Origin of the sequence: Pseudomonas sp. MF6767, assembly GCF_016405475.1 — a bacterium.
Lineage (GTDB): Bacteria > Pseudomonadota > Gammaproteobacteria > Pseudomonadales > Pseudomonadaceae > Aquipseudomonas > Aquipseudomonas paracarnis.
Window position 1 is genome coordinate 76,497 of sequence record NZ_JAEKCY010000015.1, and the last position, 17,687, is coordinate 94,183.

At 60.9% G+C, this 17,687-nt stretch carries 13 protein-coding genes; 5 read left to right on the plus strand and 8 right to left on the minus strand.

All coding sequences use genetic code 11. From position 1 onward, the window contains the following. Position 1: 1 nt before the first annotated feature. The 3 genes from fadB to JFT58_RS21765 form a co-directional block, all read right to left on the minus strand. Positions 2-2,149: a fatty acid oxidation complex subunit alpha FadB gene (gene fadB / locus JFT58_RS21755; protein WP_003189649.1), complete on the minus strand. Its 2,148-nt coding sequence runs from the start codon at positions 2,147-2,149 to the stop codon at positions 2-4. A gap of 365 nt (positions 2,150-2,514) precedes the next feature. After that, positions 2,515-2,685 carry a hypothetical protein gene (locus tag JFT58_RS30400; protein ID WP_169918853.1) on the minus strand — a complete coding sequence of 57 codons (171 nt, stop codon included), beginning with the start codon at positions 2,683-2,685 and terminating at the stop codon, positions 2,515-2,517. A gap of 22 nt (positions 2,686-2,707) precedes the next feature. Beyond that, on the minus strand, positions 2,708-3,145 hold the full coding sequence (locus tag JFT58_RS21765; RefSeq protein WP_054898793.1) for a hypothetical protein: 438 nt from the start codon (positions 3,143-3,145) through the stop codon (positions 2,708-2,710). Between the two features lie 105 nt (positions 3,146-3,250). On the opposite strand from JFT58_RS21765, the gene JFT58_RS21770 reads away from it, so the two are divergent. Continuing rightward, on the plus strand, positions 3,251-3,691 hold the full coding sequence (locus tag JFT58_RS21770) for a universal stress protein (RefSeq protein ID WP_034126643.1): 441 nt from the start codon (positions 3,251-3,253) through the stop codon (positions 3,689-3,691). A gap of 182 nt (positions 3,692-3,873) precedes the next feature. Here JFT58_RS21770 and JFT58_RS21775 read toward each other — a convergent pair whose 3' ends face one another. After that, on the minus strand, positions 3,874-5,796 hold the full coding sequence (locus JFT58_RS21775; RefSeq protein ID WP_054898794.1) for an ATP-binding cassette domain-containing protein: 1,923 nt from the start codon (positions 5,794-5,796) through the stop codon (positions 3,874-3,876). Between the two features lie 213 nt (positions 5,797-6,009). Here JFT58_RS21775 and JFT58_RS21780 point away from each other — a divergent pair, with 213 nt between their 5' ends. Beyond that, the gene (locus JFT58_RS21780) at positions 6,010-7,938 is read left to right on the plus strand and encodes a transglycosylase SLT domain-containing protein (RefSeq protein ID WP_034126641.1); all 1,929 of its coding nucleotides are present in this window, start codon (positions 6,010-6,012) and stop codon (positions 7,936-7,938) included. 133 nt (positions 7,939-8,071) lie between these two features. On the opposite strand, the gene JFT58_RS21785 is transcribed toward JFT58_RS21780, so the two are convergent. Then, a complete protein-coding gene (locus JFT58_RS21785) occupies positions 8,072-9,880 on the minus strand; it encodes an ABC transporter ATP-binding protein/permease (protein WP_169918858.1) in 1,809 nt (602 codons plus the stop codon). Between the two features lie 214 nt (positions 9,881-10,094). On the opposite strand from JFT58_RS21785, the gene JFT58_RS21790 reads away from it, so the two are divergent. After that, the gene (locus JFT58_RS21790; RefSeq protein ID WP_014717504.1) at positions 10,095-10,268 is read left to right on the plus strand and encodes a PA1571 family protein; all 174 of its coding nucleotides are present in this window, start codon (positions 10,095-10,097) and stop codon (positions 10,266-10,268) included. Between the two features lie 154 nt (positions 10,269-10,422). On the opposite strand, the gene pdxB is transcribed toward JFT58_RS21790, so the two are convergent. Beyond that, on the minus strand, positions 10,423-11,565 hold the full coding sequence (gene pdxB / locus JFT58_RS21795; RefSeq protein ID WP_198834595.1) for a 4-phosphoerythronate dehydrogenase PdxB: 1,143 nt from the start codon (positions 11,563-11,565) through the stop codon (positions 10,423-10,425). 250 nt (positions 11,566-11,815) lie between these two features. Here pdxB and JFT58_RS21800 point away from each other — a divergent pair, with 250 nt between their 5' ends. Beyond that, on the plus strand, positions 11,816-13,210 hold the full coding sequence (locus JFT58_RS21800; RefSeq protein ID WP_054898797.1) for an MATE family efflux transporter: 1,395 nt from the start codon (positions 11,816-11,818) through the stop codon (positions 13,208-13,210). Here JFT58_RS21800 and tusA read toward each other — a convergent pair. Both tusA and rlmM read right to left on the minus strand, forming a co-directional pair. Further along, positions 13,207-13,452, minus strand: coding sequence for a sulfurtransferase TusA (gene tusA / locus JFT58_RS21805; protein ID WP_054898798.1), 246 nt, complete (start codon positions 13,450-13,452; stop codon positions 13,207-13,209). The two genes, JFT58_RS21800 and tusA, sit on opposite strands and share 4 nt — an antisense overlap. Positions 13,453-13,581: 129 nt before the next feature. Further along, complete coding sequence (rlmM, locus tag JFT58_RS21810; protein WP_054898799.1) at positions 13,582-14,658, minus strand: 23S rRNA (cytidine(2498)-2'-O)-methyltransferase RlmM; 1,077 nt, start codon at positions 14,656-14,658, stop codon at positions 13,582-13,584. Positions 14,659-14,854: 196 nt separating this feature from the next. Here rlmM and acnA point away from each other — a divergent pair, with 196 nt between their 5' ends. After that, positions 14,855-17,596, plus strand: a complete 2,742-nt coding sequence (gene acnA, locus JFT58_RS21815) for an aconitate hydratase AcnA (RefSeq protein ID WP_054898800.1) — start codon at positions 14,855-14,857, stop codon at positions 17,594-17,596. Positions 17,597-17,687 lie beyond the last annotated feature (91 nt).

Consider the following 17,687-nt stretch of genomic DNA (forward strand, 5'->3'; position numbering starts at 1 on the left):
CTTAACCGAAGAAGCTCTGGCCATTCTTGGCCATTTCACGCAGCTTCGCGGTCGGGTGGTACAGCGGGCCCAGATCAGCGTACTGATCAGCCAGGGCAACGAACTGGGCCACACCGATGGAGTCGATGTAACGCAGCGCACCACCACGGAATGGAGGGAAACCAATGCCGTACACCAGGCCCATATCGGCTTCGGCGGCGGTTTCGACGATGCCGTCTTCCAGGCAACGCACGGTTTCCAGGCACAGGGCGATCATCATCCAGTTGATGATGTCCTCGTCGGACACCTCACGCTGTTCGTAGATGACCGGAGCGAGTACTTCGTGCACCGACGGGTCGGCCACTTTCTTCTGCTTGCCCTTCTTGTCGGTCTCGTAGGCGTAGAAGCCCTTGCCGTTCTTCTGGCCCAGGCGCTTGGCTTCGTAGAGTGCATCGACAGCCGAACGACGGTCGTCTTTCATGCGGTCCGGGAAGCCTTCAGCCATGACGTCGCGACCGTGGTGGCCGGTGTCGATGCCGACCACGTCCATCAGGTACGCCGGGCCCATGGGCCAGCCAAATTTTTCCATGACCTTGTCGATGCGCACAAAATCCACACCGGCGCTGACCAGCTTGGCGAAACCGCCAAAGTACGGGAACAGCACACGGTTGACCAAAAAGCCCGGACAATCGTTGACGACGATCGGGTTCTTGCCCATTTTCTTGGCGTAGGCAACGGTGGTGGCAACGGCCAGCTCGCTGGACTTCTCGCCACGGATCACTTCCACCAGCGGCATCATGTGCACCGGGTTGAAGAAGTGCATGCCGACGAAGTTTTCCGGACGCTTGAGGGCCTTGGCCAGCAGCGAGATGGAAATGGTCGAGGTGTTGGAGGCCAGGATGGTGTCATCTTTGACCTGGGCTTCCACTTCAGCCAGTACGGCTTGCTTGACCTTCGGGTTTTCGACAACCGCTTCGACCACCAGGTCGACGTGGCCGAAATCGCCGTAGGACAGCGTAGGGCGAATGCCGTTAAGCACTTCAGCCATTTTTGCAGCGGTCATGCGACCTTTATCAACGCGGCCCACCAGCAGCTTGGCGGCTTCGGCCAGGCCCTGCTCGATACCGTGTTCGTTGATGTCTTTCATCAGGATCGGCGTGCCTTTGGACGCCGACTGATAGGCGATACCGCCGCCCATGATACCGGCGCCGAGTACGGCGGCCTGTTTCACGTCCTTGGCGATTTCGTCGTAGGCCTTGGCCTTTTTCTTCAGTTCCTGATCGTTCAGGAACAGGCCGATCAGGCTCTGGGCCGCCGAGGTTTTCGCCAGTTTGACGAAGCCTGCCGCTTCCACTTCCAGGGCTTTGTCGCGACCGAAGTTCGCGGCCTTCTGGATGGTCTTGATCGCTTCCACCGGCGCCGGGTAGTTCGGGCCGGCCTGGCCGGCCACGAAACCTTTGGCGGTTTCGAACGACATCATCTGTTCGATGGCGTTGAGCTTGAGTTTTTCCAGCTTCGGCTGACGCTTGGCCTTGTAGTCAAATTCGCCGCTGATGGCGCCCTTGATCAGGTTCAGCGCGGCTTCGGCCAATTTGTCCGGGGCAACGACAGCGTCGACAGCACCGACTTTCAGTGCATCTTCAGCTTTGTTTTCCTTGCCGGCGGCGATCCATTCGATCGCGTTGTCGGCACCGATCAGGCGCGGCAGGCGCACGGTACCGCCAAAGCCTGGGTAGATGCCCAGCTTGACTTCCGGCAGGCCGATCTTGGCCGTCGCAGACATGACGCGGAAGTCTGCCGCCAGGCACATTTCCAGGCCGCCGCCCAACGCGATGCCATTGATGGCAGCAACGGTCGGCACGTTGAGGTCTTCGAAATCGCTGAAGATCTTGTTGGCTTCGAGGTTGCCAGCCACCAGCTCGGCATCGGGCAGCTTGAAGTTGTCGACGAATTCGGTGATGTCAGCGCCGACGATAAACACGTCCTTGCCGCTGGAGACGATCACGCCCTTGACCGAAGCATCTGCTTTGATGGTGTCTACGGCCTGACGCAGTTCGTTCAGGGTTAGACGGTTGAACTTGTTGACGGACTCACCCTTGAGGTCGAATTTGAGTTCGACGATGCCACTTTCAAGAGCCTTAACCGTGATGGCTTTACCTTCGTAAATCATCAACTGATCTCCACGATATGGAAGCTGAACAGTACACACTGGACGCTGGTCTCTGGTTTGACATTGACAGTTGAATCAATGCTCACGCCAATCCGCCAGGCACACCCGCCAGTGCGATAGTCGGGTTTTGTATGAGTCGTCTGACAGGCAAACGCTCAATTCATACGCCCGTTTGATTTGGGTACGCCACCTTCATCCAATTCCGAGCAATTGTCAATCGCTCCAAAGGCTAGGAAAAACGCGACTTTCCGGTCATTTCAGAACCCGGCCCACAGGCTGGCCACCCGTCAATATTCAAATATTCACAGGATCAATAATAGAAAAGACGTGGGAAAAGACTGCACAGAAAGCAATACACGGCTAGGCTAGCGGCAACCTACAGATTTACCGGCCTGCCTGGCCATCTCCAGCCCGATGATGATGTCGGGCTTTTTATTGCCCGGCTTTTCTGTAGGAGCTAGCTTGCTCGCGAAAACCTGGAGAGCGCCGCGTATAGCCTGATTATCCGCGTTATCGTTGGCGATTTTCGCGAGCAAGCTCGCTCCTACAAAGTGTGGGTCAGGCCAGGGCCTTGAGCAGCGCATCGATGTCTTTCAGCACACTTGCTTCGCCCTTTTCGCCCCAATACAGAGCAATCATTTGTTTGTCGGCCTCGACCTTGTAGACGTTTGCCGGCAGCGTTGCAAAATGCGGCAACAACTTCTCATCCACACAGGGTTCACGCCACTGATTGACCCACAGCCCGGGCTCCAGCTGCCAGTAGCTCCAGGTTGCGGGCGTGTTGCCGCGTCGTGGCCGGCAATACTGCGCACAGGGGCTCGGCGGCTCCTGTTTGAGCCAGTGCGGCCACTCCTGGGGCGCCAACTGCATGGCCAGCCCGATGCGGCGTGCCTCCATGCGCAGGGCCATGCGCCCACTCTGCTGGCGCGAAGGGCGCAGCCATACCAGGGGGCTTAAAACCACCGCAAGGATTGACACCACTATCCAGACCGTCATATGTGTACTCCCGAATTTCTAGATGAGCGGATTTGATCTGCGGCAACCCCATCCGCTTGAAAGCAGCCATACTGAACTTATTGCAGCCCCCTGGAGGAACGCCTCATGCCCTACGAACATATTCTGGTCGCTGTCGACCTGACCGAAGAGTGCGATCCAGTGATCAAGCGCGCACAGGAATCCGCGATTGCCAATGGCGCCAAACTGTCGTTGGTACACATCGTCGAGCCCATGGCTATGGCTTTTGGTGGTGACGTGCCAATGGACCTTTCCCAACTGCAGCAGCAACAGTTCGACCAGGCCAAGGAGCGCCTTGACCGCTTGATTCTCAAGTATCCCAAGGTCAGCAAGGAAAATTCCCATCTTACCTACGGCCAACCGCGCCAGGAAATCCACCACTTGGCCAAAGAACAGGGTTGTGACCTGATCGTAGTGGGTAGTCATGGGCGACACGGTTTGGCACTGCTGCTGGGCTCGACCGCCAATGATGTATTGCACGGCGCACCGTGCGATGTACTGGCCGTCAAACTGGTAAAGAGTTCGTAAGACCGATGAAGGTCTAATGTGGGAGCTGGCTTGCCTGCGATAGCGGTGTATCAGCCACCCGATGCATCAACTGACAGACTGCTATCGCAGGCAAGCCAGCTCCCACAGTTGAATCGCATTTCATATTAAAAAGCCCGGCGCTCATAGAAGAGCGCCGGGCTTTTTTATTGCGGGTCGATCAGTCAGCCATCCAGCTCGGCCCAACGCTCAACCAACGCTTCCAGCTCCTGGTTCAGCGTCTCCAGAGAGGCGATGACCTTGGCGGTTTCTGCCGCAGGGCGCAAGTAGAAGCCGGCGTCAGCCATTTCCGCTTCGACCGCAGCGATCTGCTGTTCCTTGGCATCGATATCGCCTGGCAAGGCTTCCAGTTCACGCTGCAACTTGTAGCTGAGCTTTTTCTTGGCAGGCGCACCTTCAGCAGCCGGTGCAGGCGTTTCGGCAGCGACCGGAGCCACCACCGCCGTGTTCAGGTCGGCCTTGCCCGACTTGCTCTCGGTCACGCCCAGCAGGCGCGGCGAGCCGCCCTGACGCAGCCAGTCCTGATAACCGCCCACGTATTCGCGCACCTTGCCTTCGCCTTCGAAAACCAGGGTGCTGGTGACCACGTTGTCGAGGAATTCCCGGTCGTGGCTGACCATCAGCACGGTGCCGTTGAAGGTCAGCAAGACCTCTTCCAACAGTTCCAGGGTTTCCACGTCGAGGTCGTTGGTCGGTTCGTCGAGCACCAGCAGGTTGGCCGGCTTGCTGAACAGCTTGGCCAGCAGCAGGCGCGCGCGCTCACCACCAGACAGAGCCTTGACCGGCGTGCGCGCACGTTGCGGGCTGAACAGGAAGTCGCCCAGGTAGCTGAGTACGTGGCGGCTCTGGCCGTCGATGTCGATAAAGTCGCGACCTTCGGCGACGTTGTCGATCACGGTCTTTTCCAGGTCCAACTGGTGGCGCAACTGGTCAAAGTAGGCCACGTCGATGCGAGTGCCCTCTTCTACCTTGCCGCTGGTCGGTTGCAGACCGCTGAGCATCAGCTTGAGCAAGGTGGTCTTGCCGGTACCGTTGGCGCCCAGCAGGCCGATACGATCGCCACGCTGCAGGACCATGGAGAAGTCCTTGATCAGGAACGGGCCGTCCGGGTGATGGAAGCTGACGTTCTCCAGCACCATCACTTGCTTGCCCGACTTGTCGGCAGTATCGAGCTGGATATTGGCCTTGCCGGTACGCTCGCGGCGCTCACTGCGCTCGACGCGCAAGGCCTTCAAGGCACGCACGCGGCCTTCGTTACGGGTGCGACGGGCCTTGATGCCCTGGCGGATCCAGACTTCTTCCTGGGCCAGCTTCTTGTCGAACAGTGCGTTGGCGGTTTCTTCGGCCGCCAAGGCGGCTTCCTTGTGCACCAGGAAGCTGGCGTAGTCGCCGTTCCAGTCGATCAGGCCGCCACGGTCCAGCTCGAGGATGCGCGTGGCCAGGCTCTGCAGGAATGCACGGTCGTGCGTGATAAACAGCACGGCGCCCTGGAAGTCCTTGATGGCCTCTTCAAGCCAGGCGATGGCGCCGATGTCCAGGTGGTTGGTCGGTTCGTCGAGCAGCAGCAGGTCCGGCTCGGACACCAGCGCCTGGGCCAGCAGCACGCGACGACGCCAGCCGCCGGACAATTCGGCGAGGGTCTTGTCGGCCGGCAGTTGCAGACGGCTCAGGGTGCTGTCCACCAGTTGCTGCAAGCGCCAGCCATCACGGGCTTCGAGGTCTTGCTGAACGTGCATCAGTTTGTCCAGGTCTTCTTCGGTGACGCAGTTCTGTGCCAGGTGATGGTATTGCGCGAGCAACTCGCCTACGCCGTCCAGGCCTTCGGCTACCACGTCGAACACTGTCCGTCCGTCGGCCACCGGCAATTCTTGCGGCAATTCGCCGATCTTGAGGCCCGGGGCACGCCAGACAGAGCCGTCATCGGGCTTCTGGTCGCCTTTTACCAGCTTCATCATGCTGGACTTGCCGGTGCCGTTGCGGCCGATGATGCACACCCGCTCACCACGGGCGATCTGCCAGGACACCTTGTCCAACAACGGCATGGCGCCGAAAGCAAGGGACACATCGCTGAATTTGAGCAGGGTCATACGCTTCTCCAAAAACTGGGCGCGCATTCTACCTGAGTTGAAGGTGGGATGCGGTCGGGATTTTCTGTATAGACACGTTCTGTAGGACATTTCCGGCGAACTTGAACGAACCAGCCGGCAAAGCTTTCGCGGGCCGCTGGCAAAAGGCTAAGCTAGGGGCAATCAGTGTCGGCGGTGCCGGTGCTAGTCGTGATTTCTCTGCACGGACGTCTCATGCGCAGTCGCCTTTTCAACTTTTTGTCTTGTCTGCTCCTTTCCGCCACTGCCGTTCAATCCGCCCAGGCGGTGGATCTCACCACTCAACGCCAGTATTACGATCAAGCCAAACGCGCCCTGGCCAAGGGCGACACCGGCCCGTACATGCAATACAGCCAGGCCCTGGCCGACTACCCGCTCACGCCCTATCTGGCCTATGACGAACTGACCGCGCGCCTGAAAACCGCAAGTAACGAGGAAATCGAACAATTCCTCGCCAAACACGGCGACCTGCCCCAGGCCAACTGGATGAAACTGCGTTGGCTGCGCTGGCTGGCCGAACGCGGCGATTGGCAGACTTTTGAAAAGTACTACGACACCAAGCTCAATTTCGTCGAGCTGGACTGCCTGCATGGCCAATACCAGCTCAGCCACAACCTGAAGGCCGAAGGCTACAAGACCGCCGAAAAACTGTGGATGACCGGCAAATCCCAGCCAGCCGCCTGTGACGTCACGTTTGGCCAATGGGCCGCTGCCGGCCAACTCACCGAGCAGAAGATCTGGGACCGCGCCAAGCTCGCCGCCGAAGCGCGTAACTACGCGCTGGCCAACAGCCTGGTCAAAACCCTGCCGACTCTTGGCGCCCAGGGCCGCCTGATGGTGGATGTGGCACAGAAGCCAGACATGCTCAGCGACCCGTCACGCTTCCAGCCGGCCACCGAGGCCATGTCTGACGCCGTGGGCCTGGGCCTGCGTCGCCTGGCGCGCCAGGATCCGGACAAAGCCATGTCGCTGCTCGATGGCTACGCCAGCAGCATGCACTTCTCCCGTGACGAAAAGGTGTCGATTGCCCGCGAGATCGGCTTGACCCTGGCCAAGCGCTTCGACCCGCGCGCGCTGGAGGTCATGACCAAGTACGACCCAGAGTTGCGCGACAATACGGTTTCAGAGTGGCGTCTGCGCCTGCTGTTGCGCCTGGCGCGCTGGGAAGACGCCTACCAGTTGACCCGCAAACTCCCACAGGACCTGGCCACCACCAACCGTTGGCGCTACTGGCAGGCACGCAGCCTGGAGCTGGCCGAGCCGAAGAACCCGCAAGCCTTGGTCCTGTACAAAAACGTGGCCAAGGAGCGGGACTTCTACGGTTTCCTCGCCGCTGACCGCTCCAAATCTCCTTACCAGTTGAACAACAAGCCGCTGGTGATGAGCCAGGCGCTGGTCAACAAGGTGCGCAATACCCCTGGGGTGCGGCGTGCCCTGGAATTCTACGCCCGTGGCCAGATCGTCGACGGTCGCCGTGAGTGGTACCACGTCAGCCGTCATTTCAACCGTGACGAGATGGTCGCCCAGGCCAAGTTGGCCTACGACATGAAGTGGTACTTTCCGGCCATCCGCACCATCAGCCAGGCGCAGTACTGGGACGATCTGGACATCCGCTTCCCGATGGCCCACCGCGACACCCTGGTGCGCGAAGCCAAGGTACGTGGCCTGCACTCCAGCTGGATCTTTGCCATCACCCGTCAGGAAAGCGCGTTCATGGACGATGCCCGCTCCGGCGTCGGCGCCAGCGGCCTGATGCAACTGATGCCCGGCACCGCCAAGGAAACTGCACGCAAGTTCAGCATCCCCCTGGCCTCCCCGGCCCAGGTGCTGGACCCGGATAAAAATATCCAGCTCGGCGCTGCTTACCTGAGCCAGGTTCACAGCCAGTTCAACGGCAACCGCGTGCTAGCCTCCGCTGCCTACAACGCCGGCCCAGGCCGCGTGCGCCAATGGCTGCGCGGCGCAGACCACCTCAGTTTCGACGTATGGGTGGAAAGCATCCCCTTCGACGAAACCCGCCAGTATGTGCAGAACGTGCTGTCTTATTCGGTGATCTACGGGCAGAAGCTCAACTCACCGCAGCCGTTGGTGGATTGGCATGAGCGGTACTTCGACGACCAGTAGGAGCGAGCTTGCTCGCGAAGAACGTCAACGCTAACGCGTGCTTCCTGGATAAACGCGGCGCCTGTGAGTTTTTCGCGAGCAAGCTCGCTCCTACAGAGGTTTCATTGCCCGCATCGAAAGATGCGGGCATTTTTTATGGGCGCTGATTCACCTGTTCATCTCCATCACTGAACTGCAACGCCGCCAACCGCGCATACAGCGGATTGCTCGCAATCAACTGCTGATGCGTGCCCACCGCCACCAGCTTTCCCTGGTCCATCACCGCAATGCGGTCGGCATTCTTCACCGTGGCCAAACGGTGGGCGATCACCAGCGTGGTGCGCCCCTGCATTAGCTGCGGCAGCGCTTGCTGGATAAGGTGTTCACTCTGGGCATCGAGGGCGCTGGTGGCTTCGTCCAGCAGCAGGATCGGCGCGTCGACCAGCAAGGCGCGCGCGATGGCCAGGCGTTGGCGCTGGCCGCCGGAGAGGCCCTGGCCACTTTCACCTAAATGGGTCTGGTAGCCGTCGGGCATTTTCAGGATGAAGTCGTGGGCGTGGGCGATTCGGGCGGCGGCTTCCACCTGGGCGGTGGTGGCGGACGGGTTGCCGTAGCGGATGTTGTCCTCGACGCTGCCGAAGAACAAAGCCGGGCTCTGGGACACCAGAGCGAAATGGCGCCGCAGGTCTAACGGGTCAAGCTCGGTCAGCGGCTGGCCTTCGAGCAGGATGCGGCCTTGCTGGGGGTCGTAGAAGCGCAGCAGCAGATCGAAAATCGTCGACTTGCCCGCACCGGACGGCCCTACCAAGGCCAGGGTTTCGCCCGGGTTGATGGTCAGGTTCAAGCCATCGATGGCGTAGCTGTCCGGTCGCGAAGGATAGGAAAAGCGTAGGTCCTGCAGTTCCATGCGGCCACTGACCCGTTCCGGCAAACGTACGCCGCCAGTGGCCGGCGCCTGGATCTCGTTGCCTGACTGCAACAGCTCACCGATACGCTCGGCTGCACCAAAGGCACGCTGCAACTCGCCAAGCACTTCGCTCAGGGTGCCGACGGCGCTGCCGACAATCAGGCTGTAGAACACGAACGCCGCCAGCTCACCGCCGGAAATGCGTCCGCTGATCACGTCCATGCCGCCCACCCACAGCATCACGCCTACCGCGCCGAGCACCAGCATGATCACCAGGGTGATCAGCCAGGAACGCTGCAAGATGCGTTTACGTGCCGTGACAAAGGCGTCCTCGACGGTAACGGCGAAGCGCTGTTCGTCCTGCACCTGATGGTTATAGGCCTGCACGGTCTTGATCTGGCCCAGCGTCTCGGCGACATAGCTGCCGACGTCCGCGATACGGTCCTGGCTCAAACGCGACAGGCTGCGCACCCGGCCCCCGAAGATCAGAATCGGCGCCAGCACCAGCGGCAACGCCACCACCACGATGCTGGTGAGCTTGGGGTTAGTGATAAACAGCAACACGATGCCGCCGATCACCATCAGGGCGTTGCGCAAAAACAGCGACAGTGATGAGCCGATCACCGATTGCAGCAAGGTGGTGTCGGTGGTCAGCCGCGACTGGATTTCCGAGCTGCGGTTGTTCTCGTAGAAGCCTGGGTGCAGGTAGATCAGGTGATTGAACACCTGCCGGCGAATATCGGCCACCACCCGCTCGCCAATCCACGACACCAGGTAAAACCGCGTGAAGGTGCCCACGGCCAGGCCGAGCACCAGCAGCATGAACAGGCCTATAGACTGGTTGAGCAGATGCGGCGACTGGGTCATGAAGCCCTGGTCCACCAACAGGCGTATGCCCTGCCCCATGGACAAGGTGATGCCAGCGGTGACGATCAGCGCCAGCAGTGCGCCAAGCGCCTGCCAGCGGTAGGGCGCGATAAAGCGGCTGGCCAGGCGAATCGCACGGCGTTGACGGATTGAGAACATGGAAGGATCACCAATGGAGAGTCTATACATCAACATTGGGGGAACTTGCACAAATAACAATGAGTCAGGTTAATTATGCCCACCGATGCAGGCCGCTAGAGGCTATCGGTCTAAGACTCATCTGGAAATATGTACCGGTTTCTGGTGGACTGGGTGTTCGAACCGACGAGCGTGTAAGGAGTTGTAACAGCGCGTTCATGTGGGGGAATTAAAGTAGGTACACAACCTGATGAGGAGACAGGCCATGACCTTGCAAAATAGCAGCGACGCCAAGATTGAAGTGATCCGCCAGCCGCAGCAGCTGCCTTGCTCGTATATCGATGCCAAGGGCCGGGAAGTGCAGATTACCGAAGAAATGATCCAGCAAGCCTGCAGCGAGCTGGAACAGCGACTGGTCAAGCCTGCCCAGCAAGGCTGAAGCGCCCACGCTCTTTCAAACCCGGCCCAAGTGGCCGGGTTTTTTGTGCCCCCTGTAGGAGCGAGCTTGCTCGCGAAAAACCTGAGGGCGCCGCGTTAAATCAGAAACGCTGCGCTATCGTTGACGTTTTTCGCGAGCAAGCTCGCTCCTACAGTTATAGGTGTTCGGCACCCAGAGCAGTCACGATCTGTGACAGCACCGCCGACTCCCCCTTGATGCGCACCTTCAAGCCATCGATCTCGCGACGCTCCGGATAGTGCTTGCGCAGCAGGTCGAAGGCTTGGCGCTGTTCCTGCACGGTGCCCACCAGGCTGCGGCGGAAATCCGCGTCGTCACGGCGTGGGTCGTACACACTGCGGCACAAGGTCGCCAGCGCCCAGGCCGGGTCAGTCTCAGGATGCAGGTGCATCTCGGCCAGCCAGGGGGCCGGTAGCAAATCACTTAAGTGAATACTCGGTTCCTGGCCCAGGTGCGCGCACAGCGCCTGGTAAATCTGCGCGGTGCCGCGCTGCTTGCCATCGAGGCTGTAGCCGGCAATATGCGGCGTGGCCAGCACGCACAGGTCAGCCAGGTCGACGTCCACCTCGGGCTCGCCTTCCCACACGTCCAGCACCGCTTGCAGGTCTTCGCGCGCCAGCAACACCTCGCGCAGCGCGGCGTTATCCACCACCGCACCCCGGCTGGCGTTGATCAGCCAGGTGCCCGGCTTGAGCTGTGCCAGGCGCTGGCGATCAAACAGGTGCCAGGTCGAACCGTTGCCGGACTTGATCAGCGGCGTATGCAAGCTGATCACGTCACATTGCTCGATGATCTGCTGCAGGCTGACGTAATCACTGCCCTCGGTAATCTGGCGCGGCGGATCGCACACCAACACATTCCAACCCAGGCCCTGGAGCACCTTGACCAAGCGCCCGCCGACTTCACCCGCGCCGACGATGCCGTAGGTACGCTGCTTGAGGTCAGCGCCTTCGATTTCAGCCAGGGTCTGCAAGCTGCCAAGCACGTGGTCCACCACCCCACGCGCATTGCAGCCGGGCGCGCTGGACCACTGGATACCCGCTTGCTTGAAGTAGTCGAGGTCCAGGTGGTCGGTGCCGATGGTGCAGGTGCCGACAAAGCGCACGTTACTGCCCTCAAGCAAGGCACGGTTGACGTTGGTCACCGAGCGCACCAGCAGTACATCGGCCTGCTCGACGGTGGCGCGGTCGATGGAACGGCCGGGCACGCGGCGAATCTCGCCAAACCCTTCGAAGAATGCATCGAGCAGCGGGATATTTTCGTCGGCAACAATCAGCATGGCAGGCTCCTTTGGCGGATTGGCAGTGTACAGAAGATCCTGTGTGGGAGCTGGCTTGCCTGCGATTGCATCGACCCGGTTTGCCTGATGGACCGAGGTGCCCGCATCGCAGGCAAGCCAGCTCCCACAGGGGTCAGCGCTGGCCTGGGCGCATCGCTTACAAATCCCTAACACAGGTTTTTTCCTGACCGCTGCGTCAACGCGTAGAATCCGCCGTCCTTGCGACTGCCTTTTTATTGGACACCTGTACGTGAACACTGCCACCGCTCCCCTCTCCCGCCCCGCCCGCATCAGCCGGGAAGTGCGCGGCCTGCTGACGCTGGCCTTGCCGATCATGATCGGCCAACTGGCCACCACCGCGATGAGCTTCGTCGACGCGGTGATGGCCGGGCGCGTGAGCCCGCAGGACCTGGCGGCGGTGGGCCTGGGTAATTCGATCTGGATCCCGGTGTACCTGTTGATGACCGGCACTCTGCTTGCCACCACGCCGAAAGTCGCCCAGCGCTACGGTGCGGGCCAGTTCAGCGAGATCGGGCCCTTGGTGCGTCAGTCATTGTGGCTGGCCGTCGTGGTTGGCATCGCAGGGGCGCTGTTGTTGCTATGCGCCGAGCCGATCCTGCATGCGATGAAGGTCGAACCCGACTTGATCGAGCCGTCCATGGGCTACCTGCATGGCATCGCCGCCGGTATGCCGGCGGTGGCGTTGTACTACGTGTTTCGCTGTTTCAGTGACGGCCTGGGCCGCACACGGCCGAGCATGGTCATGGGCTTGTGCGGCTTGGCGCTGAATATTCCGCTGAACTACATCTTCATCTACGGCCACTTGGGCGTACCGGCCATGGGCGGCGTGGGTTGTGGCTGGGCTACCGCGATTGCGATGTGGGTGATGATGATCGGCCTGGCCATCTGGACGCGCTGGGGCGCGGCCTATCAAAGCAGCGAATTGTTCAAGCGCTTCGACTGGCCGCAGTGGGCGGTGATCAAGCGCGTGTTGGGCATTGGCCTGCCGATAGGCGTGGCGATCTTTGCCGAATCGAGTATTTTTGCGGTGATCGCCTTGTTGATCGGCAGCCTGGGCGCCACGGTGGTCTCCGGTCACCAGATCGCGCTGAACGTCAGCTCCCTGGTGTTCATGATCCCCTATTCCCTGAGCATGGCCGTCACCGTGCGCGTCGGCCAGGCGCTGGGGCGCGGCGAACCTCGGGAAGCACGCTTCGCCGCCGGCGTCGGCATGGGCACCGCACTGGCGTATGCCTGCTTTTCCTGCAGCTTGATGCTGTTGTTTCGCGAGCAGATTGCAGCGATCTACACCCCCGACCCGGTAGTGATCCACCTGGCGTCGATGCTGATCGTGTTCTCGGCGCTGTTCCAGTTCTCTGACTCGATCCAGGTCACCGCCGCCGGCGCATTGCGCGGCTACCAGGACACCCGGGTGACCATGGTGCTGACCTTGTTCGCCTATTGGGGCGTGGGCCTGCCGGTAGGTTACGCCCTGGGCCTGACAAACTGGCTCGGCGAGCCCAGCGGCCCGAGCGGTTTATGGCAAGGGCTGATCGTGGGCTTGAGCTGTGCGGCGGGGATGTTGGTGGTGCGCCTGGCGCGCAGTGCACGCCGACGCATTCGGGCCGAAAAGGCGCAGGCTTAATCGGCTTTCTTGCGGATCCAGTACAGGTAGGTGCCAGCATCTTCCCGCTGATCCACCAGTTCATGGTCGAGAAACACGCAGAACTTGGGGATATCGCGACGGGTCGACGGGTCGGTCGCGATGACCTTGAGCAGGCCGCCCGCCGGCAGGTCGCGGATGTGCTGGTGCAGCATCATCACGGGTTCCGGGCAGTTGAGGCCGGTGGCGTCGAGGGTGCCGTCGACAGGCTGTTCAAGACTCATACTTCACTCCTAAAACTGGCGCCGCTCAACAATGTGGGAGCGGGCTTGCCCGCGATGACGGGGGCACATTCAACATAAACTTCGACTGTAATACCGCTTTCGCAGGCAAGCCAGCTCCCACATTTAATATCAGCGGCCTTTGGATTTCTTTACGTCTACCAGGCGGCGCAGGTGACAGGTCACCTCTTCGCGGTCGTGGTAGAGCTGCTTGCAGCCGATCTCCACACGAATGCCGCGCGCCTTGAAGCCCTCTTCGATGCGCTCCAGCAGACGCTTCACCTCGGCGTAACGCTGCTTCATCGGCAACTTCAGGTTCACCACCGCCTCGCGGCAATGCCCTTCGCCAATCCAGGTTTCCAAGAGTGCCGCGTTGCGCGCAGGTTTCTCGACGATATCGCAGACCATCCAGTCCACCGGCTGCTTGGGCACGAAGGTGAAGCCGTCGGCCATCAGGTGTTGCACCAGGCCGGTGTCCATCAGGCTTTCGGCCATGGGGCCATTGTCGATGGCGGTCACCAGCATGCCACGGTTGACCAGTTGCCAGGTCCAGCCGCCCGGTGCTGCGCCGAGGTCGACGCCGGTCATGTCGCCGTGCAGGCGTTCGTCCCACTGGTCACGGGGGATGAAGTGGTGCCAGGCCTCTTCCAGCTTGAGGGTCGAGCGGCTGGGCGCATCACGCGGAAACTTGAGGCGCGGGATGCCCATGGGCCACATCGCCGAGTTGTTCGACTCGGCCAGGCCCATGAACACTTCGCGGCCGCTCTTGAAGGTCAGCAGCAGGCGCGGCTTGCTCGGGTCGTCCACCAGCTTGCCGGCGTTAAGCAGGGCTTTGCGCAGGTGCACTTCGAATTTCTTGCAGAAGTTCGACAGTTCCTTGCCGTCATTGGTGTCGACCATCTCCAGCCACAAGCTACCGCACAGCGGAAACTCGCGCAGGTGGGCGAGGATCACGCTGATGCGGTCGGTTTCCGGCAGGTCGATAAACACCCCGCGCGCCCACTGCCTGGGGAAGATCAGCTCGGCAAAGCGCTGGCCGTGCATCAGGCGCTGGGCGCCGTCTTCTTCGGTGCAGACAAATTCGGCGCAGGCGCTGCCGGTCTTGGCCTTGGCGTAGCCGGAAACGTTCAGGCGCGCGGCGTGCTCCGCGATCTCGGAACAGACTTCGCCTTCAAAACCCGAGCGGCAGTGCATAAAAAGGGTGTTCATTGAATCTCCTGGTGAATCAACCGGCGTTGCGCTATCGCAATACCTGTCATGAAAACGCGCGCATGAAAGCCGAGTTCGGAACCTTGGACTCAGCGATAGAGTCCAGTTATTAGCCTGCTAATGAAAACAGCGCTAACGTGATAGCTCTGTTCGTCCCGTCAGGTCCGTAGCCGTGCGGACCATAAGGAGTCATGTAATGTCATCCCTTGATAGCCTGAGAACCCTTAAGACACTGCAAATAGACAGCAAAACCTACCACTACTTCAGCCTGCCCGAAGCCGCCAAGAGCCTGGGTGACCTGGACAAGCTGCCGATGTCCCTCAAGGTGCTGCTGGAAAACCTGCTGCGCTGGGAAGACGCCAAGACCGTCACCGGCACCGACCTCAAGGCCATCGCCGCCTGGCTCAAAGAACGCCAGTCCGACCGCGAGATCCAGTACCGCCCCGCTCGCGTGCTGATGCAAGACTTTACCGGGGTACCCGCCGTGGTCGACCTGGCCGCCATGCGCGCTGCCGTGGCCAAGGCCGGGGGTGACCCACAGCGCATCAACCCGCTGTCACCGGTGGATCTGGTGATTGACCACTCGGTGATGGTCGACAAGTTTGGCAGCACCAGCGCCTTCGAGCAGAACGTCGATATCGAGATGCAGCGCAACGGCGAACGCTACGCCTTCCTGCGCTGGGGCCAGAGCGCCTTCGACAACTTCAGCGTGGTACCACCGGGTACCGGCATCTGCCACCAGGTCAACCTCGAATACCTGGGCCGCACCGTATGGACCAAAGAGGAAGACGGCCGCACCTACGCCTTCCCCGACACCCTGGTAGGCACCGACTCCCACACCACCATGATCAACGGCCTCGGCGTATTGGGCTGGGGCGTGGGCGGGATCGAAGCCGAGGCGGCGATGCTTGGCCAGCCGGTGTCGATGCTGATCCCGGAAGTGATCGGCTTCAAGCTCACCGGCAAGCTCAAGGAAGGCATTACCGCCACCGACCTGGTGCTGACCGTCACGCAAATGCTGCGCAAGAAAGGCGTGGTGGGCAAGTTCGTGGAGTTCTACGGCGACGGGCTGGCCGATTTGCCCCTGGCCGACCGCGCGACCATCGCCAACATGGCACCGGAATATGGCGCGACCTGTGGCTTTTTCCCGGTGGATGAGGTGACCCTGGACTACCTGCGCCTGTCCGGCCGCCCGGCTGAGACGGTCAAGCTGGTGGAAGCCTATACCAAGGCCCAGGGCCTGTGGCGCAACGCCGGCCAGGAGCCGGTCTTCACCGATACCCTGGCCCTGGACATGGGCACTGTCGAGGCCAGCCTTGCCGGGCCCAAACGCCCCCAGGACCGCGTCGCCCTGCCGAATGTAGGCCAAGCGTTCAGCGATTTTCTCGACCTGCAATTCAAGCCCACCAGCAAAGAAGAAGGCCGCCTGGAAAGCGAAGGCGGAGGCGGCGTTGCCGTGGGCAATGCCGACCTGGTCGGCGAGGCGGATTATGAATACGAAGGTAACACCTATCGCCTGAAAAACGGCGCGGTGGTGATCGCCGCGATTACCTCCTGCACCAACACTTCCAACCCCAGCGTGATGATGGCGGCCGGGCTGGTGGCGAAAAAAGCCGTGGAAAAAGGCCTGACCCGCAAGCCCTGGGTGAAAAGCTCCCTGGCGCCGGGCTCCAAAGTGGTCACCGACTACTACAAGGCTGCGGGCCTCACCCAGTACCTGGACAAGCTTGGCTTCGACCTGGTGGGCTACGGCTGCACCACCTGTATCGGCAACTCCGGCCCCCTGCCCGAGCCGATCGAAAAAGCCATCCAGAAGGCCGACCTCACCGTGGCCTCGGTGCTGTCCGGCAACCGTAACTTCGAAGGCCGCGTGCACCCACTGGTGAAAACCAATTGGCTGGCCTCGCCACCCCTGGTCGTCGCCTACGCGCTGGCCGGTACCGTGCGCATCGACATCAGCAGCGAGCCGCTGGGCAATGACCAGCAGGGTAATCCGGTGTACCTCAAGGACATCTGGCCCAGCAGCCAGGAAATCGCCGAAGCGGTGGCCCAAGTCAGCACCAGCATGTTCCACAAGGAATATGCCGAAGTGTTTGCCGGCGACGAGCAATGGCAAGCCATTGAAGTACCGCAGGCAGCCACCTACGTATGGCAGCAGGATTCCACCTACATCCAGCACCCGCCGTTCTTCGACGACATTGCTGGCCCGCTGCCGGTGATCGAGGACGTCAAGGGCGCCAACGTGCTGGCCCTGCTGGGGGACTCGGTAACCACCGACCACATCTCCCCTGCCGGCAATATCAAGGCCGACAGCCCGGCCGGGCGCTACCTGCGCGAACAGGGCGTGGAGCCGCGTGACTTCAACTCCTACGGCTCACGCCGGGGCAACCATGAAGTGATGATGCGCGGCACCTTCGCCAATATCCGTATCCGCAATGAAATGCTCGGCGGCGAAGAAGGCGGTAACACGCTGTATATCCCTACGGGCGAGAAAATGGCGATCTACGATGCCGCCATGAAGTACCAGGCCTCGGGCACACCGCTGGTGGTGATCGCCGGCCAGGAATACGGCACCGGCTCCAGCCGCGACTGGGCAGCCAAGGGCACCAACCTGCTGGGGGTCAAGGCAGTGATCGCCGAGAGCTTCGAGCGTATCCACCGCTCCAACCTGGTAGGCATGGGCGTGTTGCCGTTGCAGTTCAAGCTGGATCAGAACCGCAAGACACTCAAGCTCACCGGCAAGGAGAAGATCGATATCCTCGGACTGACAGCTGCCGAGATCGAGCCGCGAATGAACCTGACGTTGGTGATCACTCGGGAGGATGGCAGCAGCGAGAAGGTTGAGGTGCTGTGCCGGATTGATACCTTGAATGAAGTGGAGTACTTCAAGGCCGGTGGGATTCTGCACTACGTGCTGCGCCAGTTGATCGCCTCTTAAGAGCAACGCAGATCAAAGGTGGGAGCTGGCTTGCCTGCGAAAGCGGTGGGTCAGCCAACATTTTTATAGCTGATACTCCGCCATCGCAGGC

Excerpts from the sequence above, each read along its gene's own strand:
- fadB (WP_003189649.1), bottom strand. The coding sequence starts at position 2,149 with ATGATTTACGAAGGTAAAGCCATCACGGTTAAGGCTCTTGAAAGTGGC.
- JFT58_RS21765 (WP_054898793.1), bottom strand. The coding sequence starts at position 3,145 with ATGACGGTCTGGATAGTGGTGTCAATCCTTGCGGTGGTTTTAAGCCCC.
- JFT58_RS21770 (WP_034126643.1), top strand. The coding sequence starts at position 3,251 with ATGCCCTACGAACATATTCTGGTCGCTGTCGACCTGACCGAAGAGTGC.
- JFT58_RS21775 (WP_054898794.1), bottom strand. The coding sequence starts at position 5,796 with ATGACCCTGCTCAAATTCAGCGATGTGTCCCTTGCTTTCGGCGCCATG.
- JFT58_RS21780 (WP_034126641.1), top strand. The coding sequence starts at position 6,010 with ATGCGCAGTCGCCTTTTCAACTTTTTGTCTTGTCTGCTCCTTTCCGCC.
- JFT58_RS21785 (WP_169918858.1), bottom strand. The coding sequence starts at position 9,880 with ATGTATAGACTCTCCATTGGTGATCCTTCCATGTTCTCAATCCGTCAA.
- JFT58_RS21790 (WP_014717504.1), top strand. The coding sequence starts at position 10,095 with ATGACCTTGCAAAATAGCAGCGACGCCAAGATTGAAGTGATCCGCCAG.
- pdxB (WP_198834595.1), bottom strand. The coding sequence starts at position 11,565 with ATGCTGATTGTTGCCGACGAAAATATCCCGCTGCTCGATGCATTCTTC.
- tusA (WP_054898798.1), bottom strand. The coding sequence starts at position 13,452 with ATGAGTCTTGAACAGCCTGTCGACGGCACCCTCGACGCCACCGGCCTC.
- rlmM (WP_054898799.1), bottom strand. The coding sequence starts at position 14,658 with ATGAACACCCTTTTTATGCACTGCCGCTCGGGTTTTGAAGGCGAAGTC.
- acnA (WP_054898800.1), top strand. The coding sequence starts at position 14,855 with ATGTCATCCCTTGATAGCCTGAGAACCCTTAAGACACTGCAAATAGAC.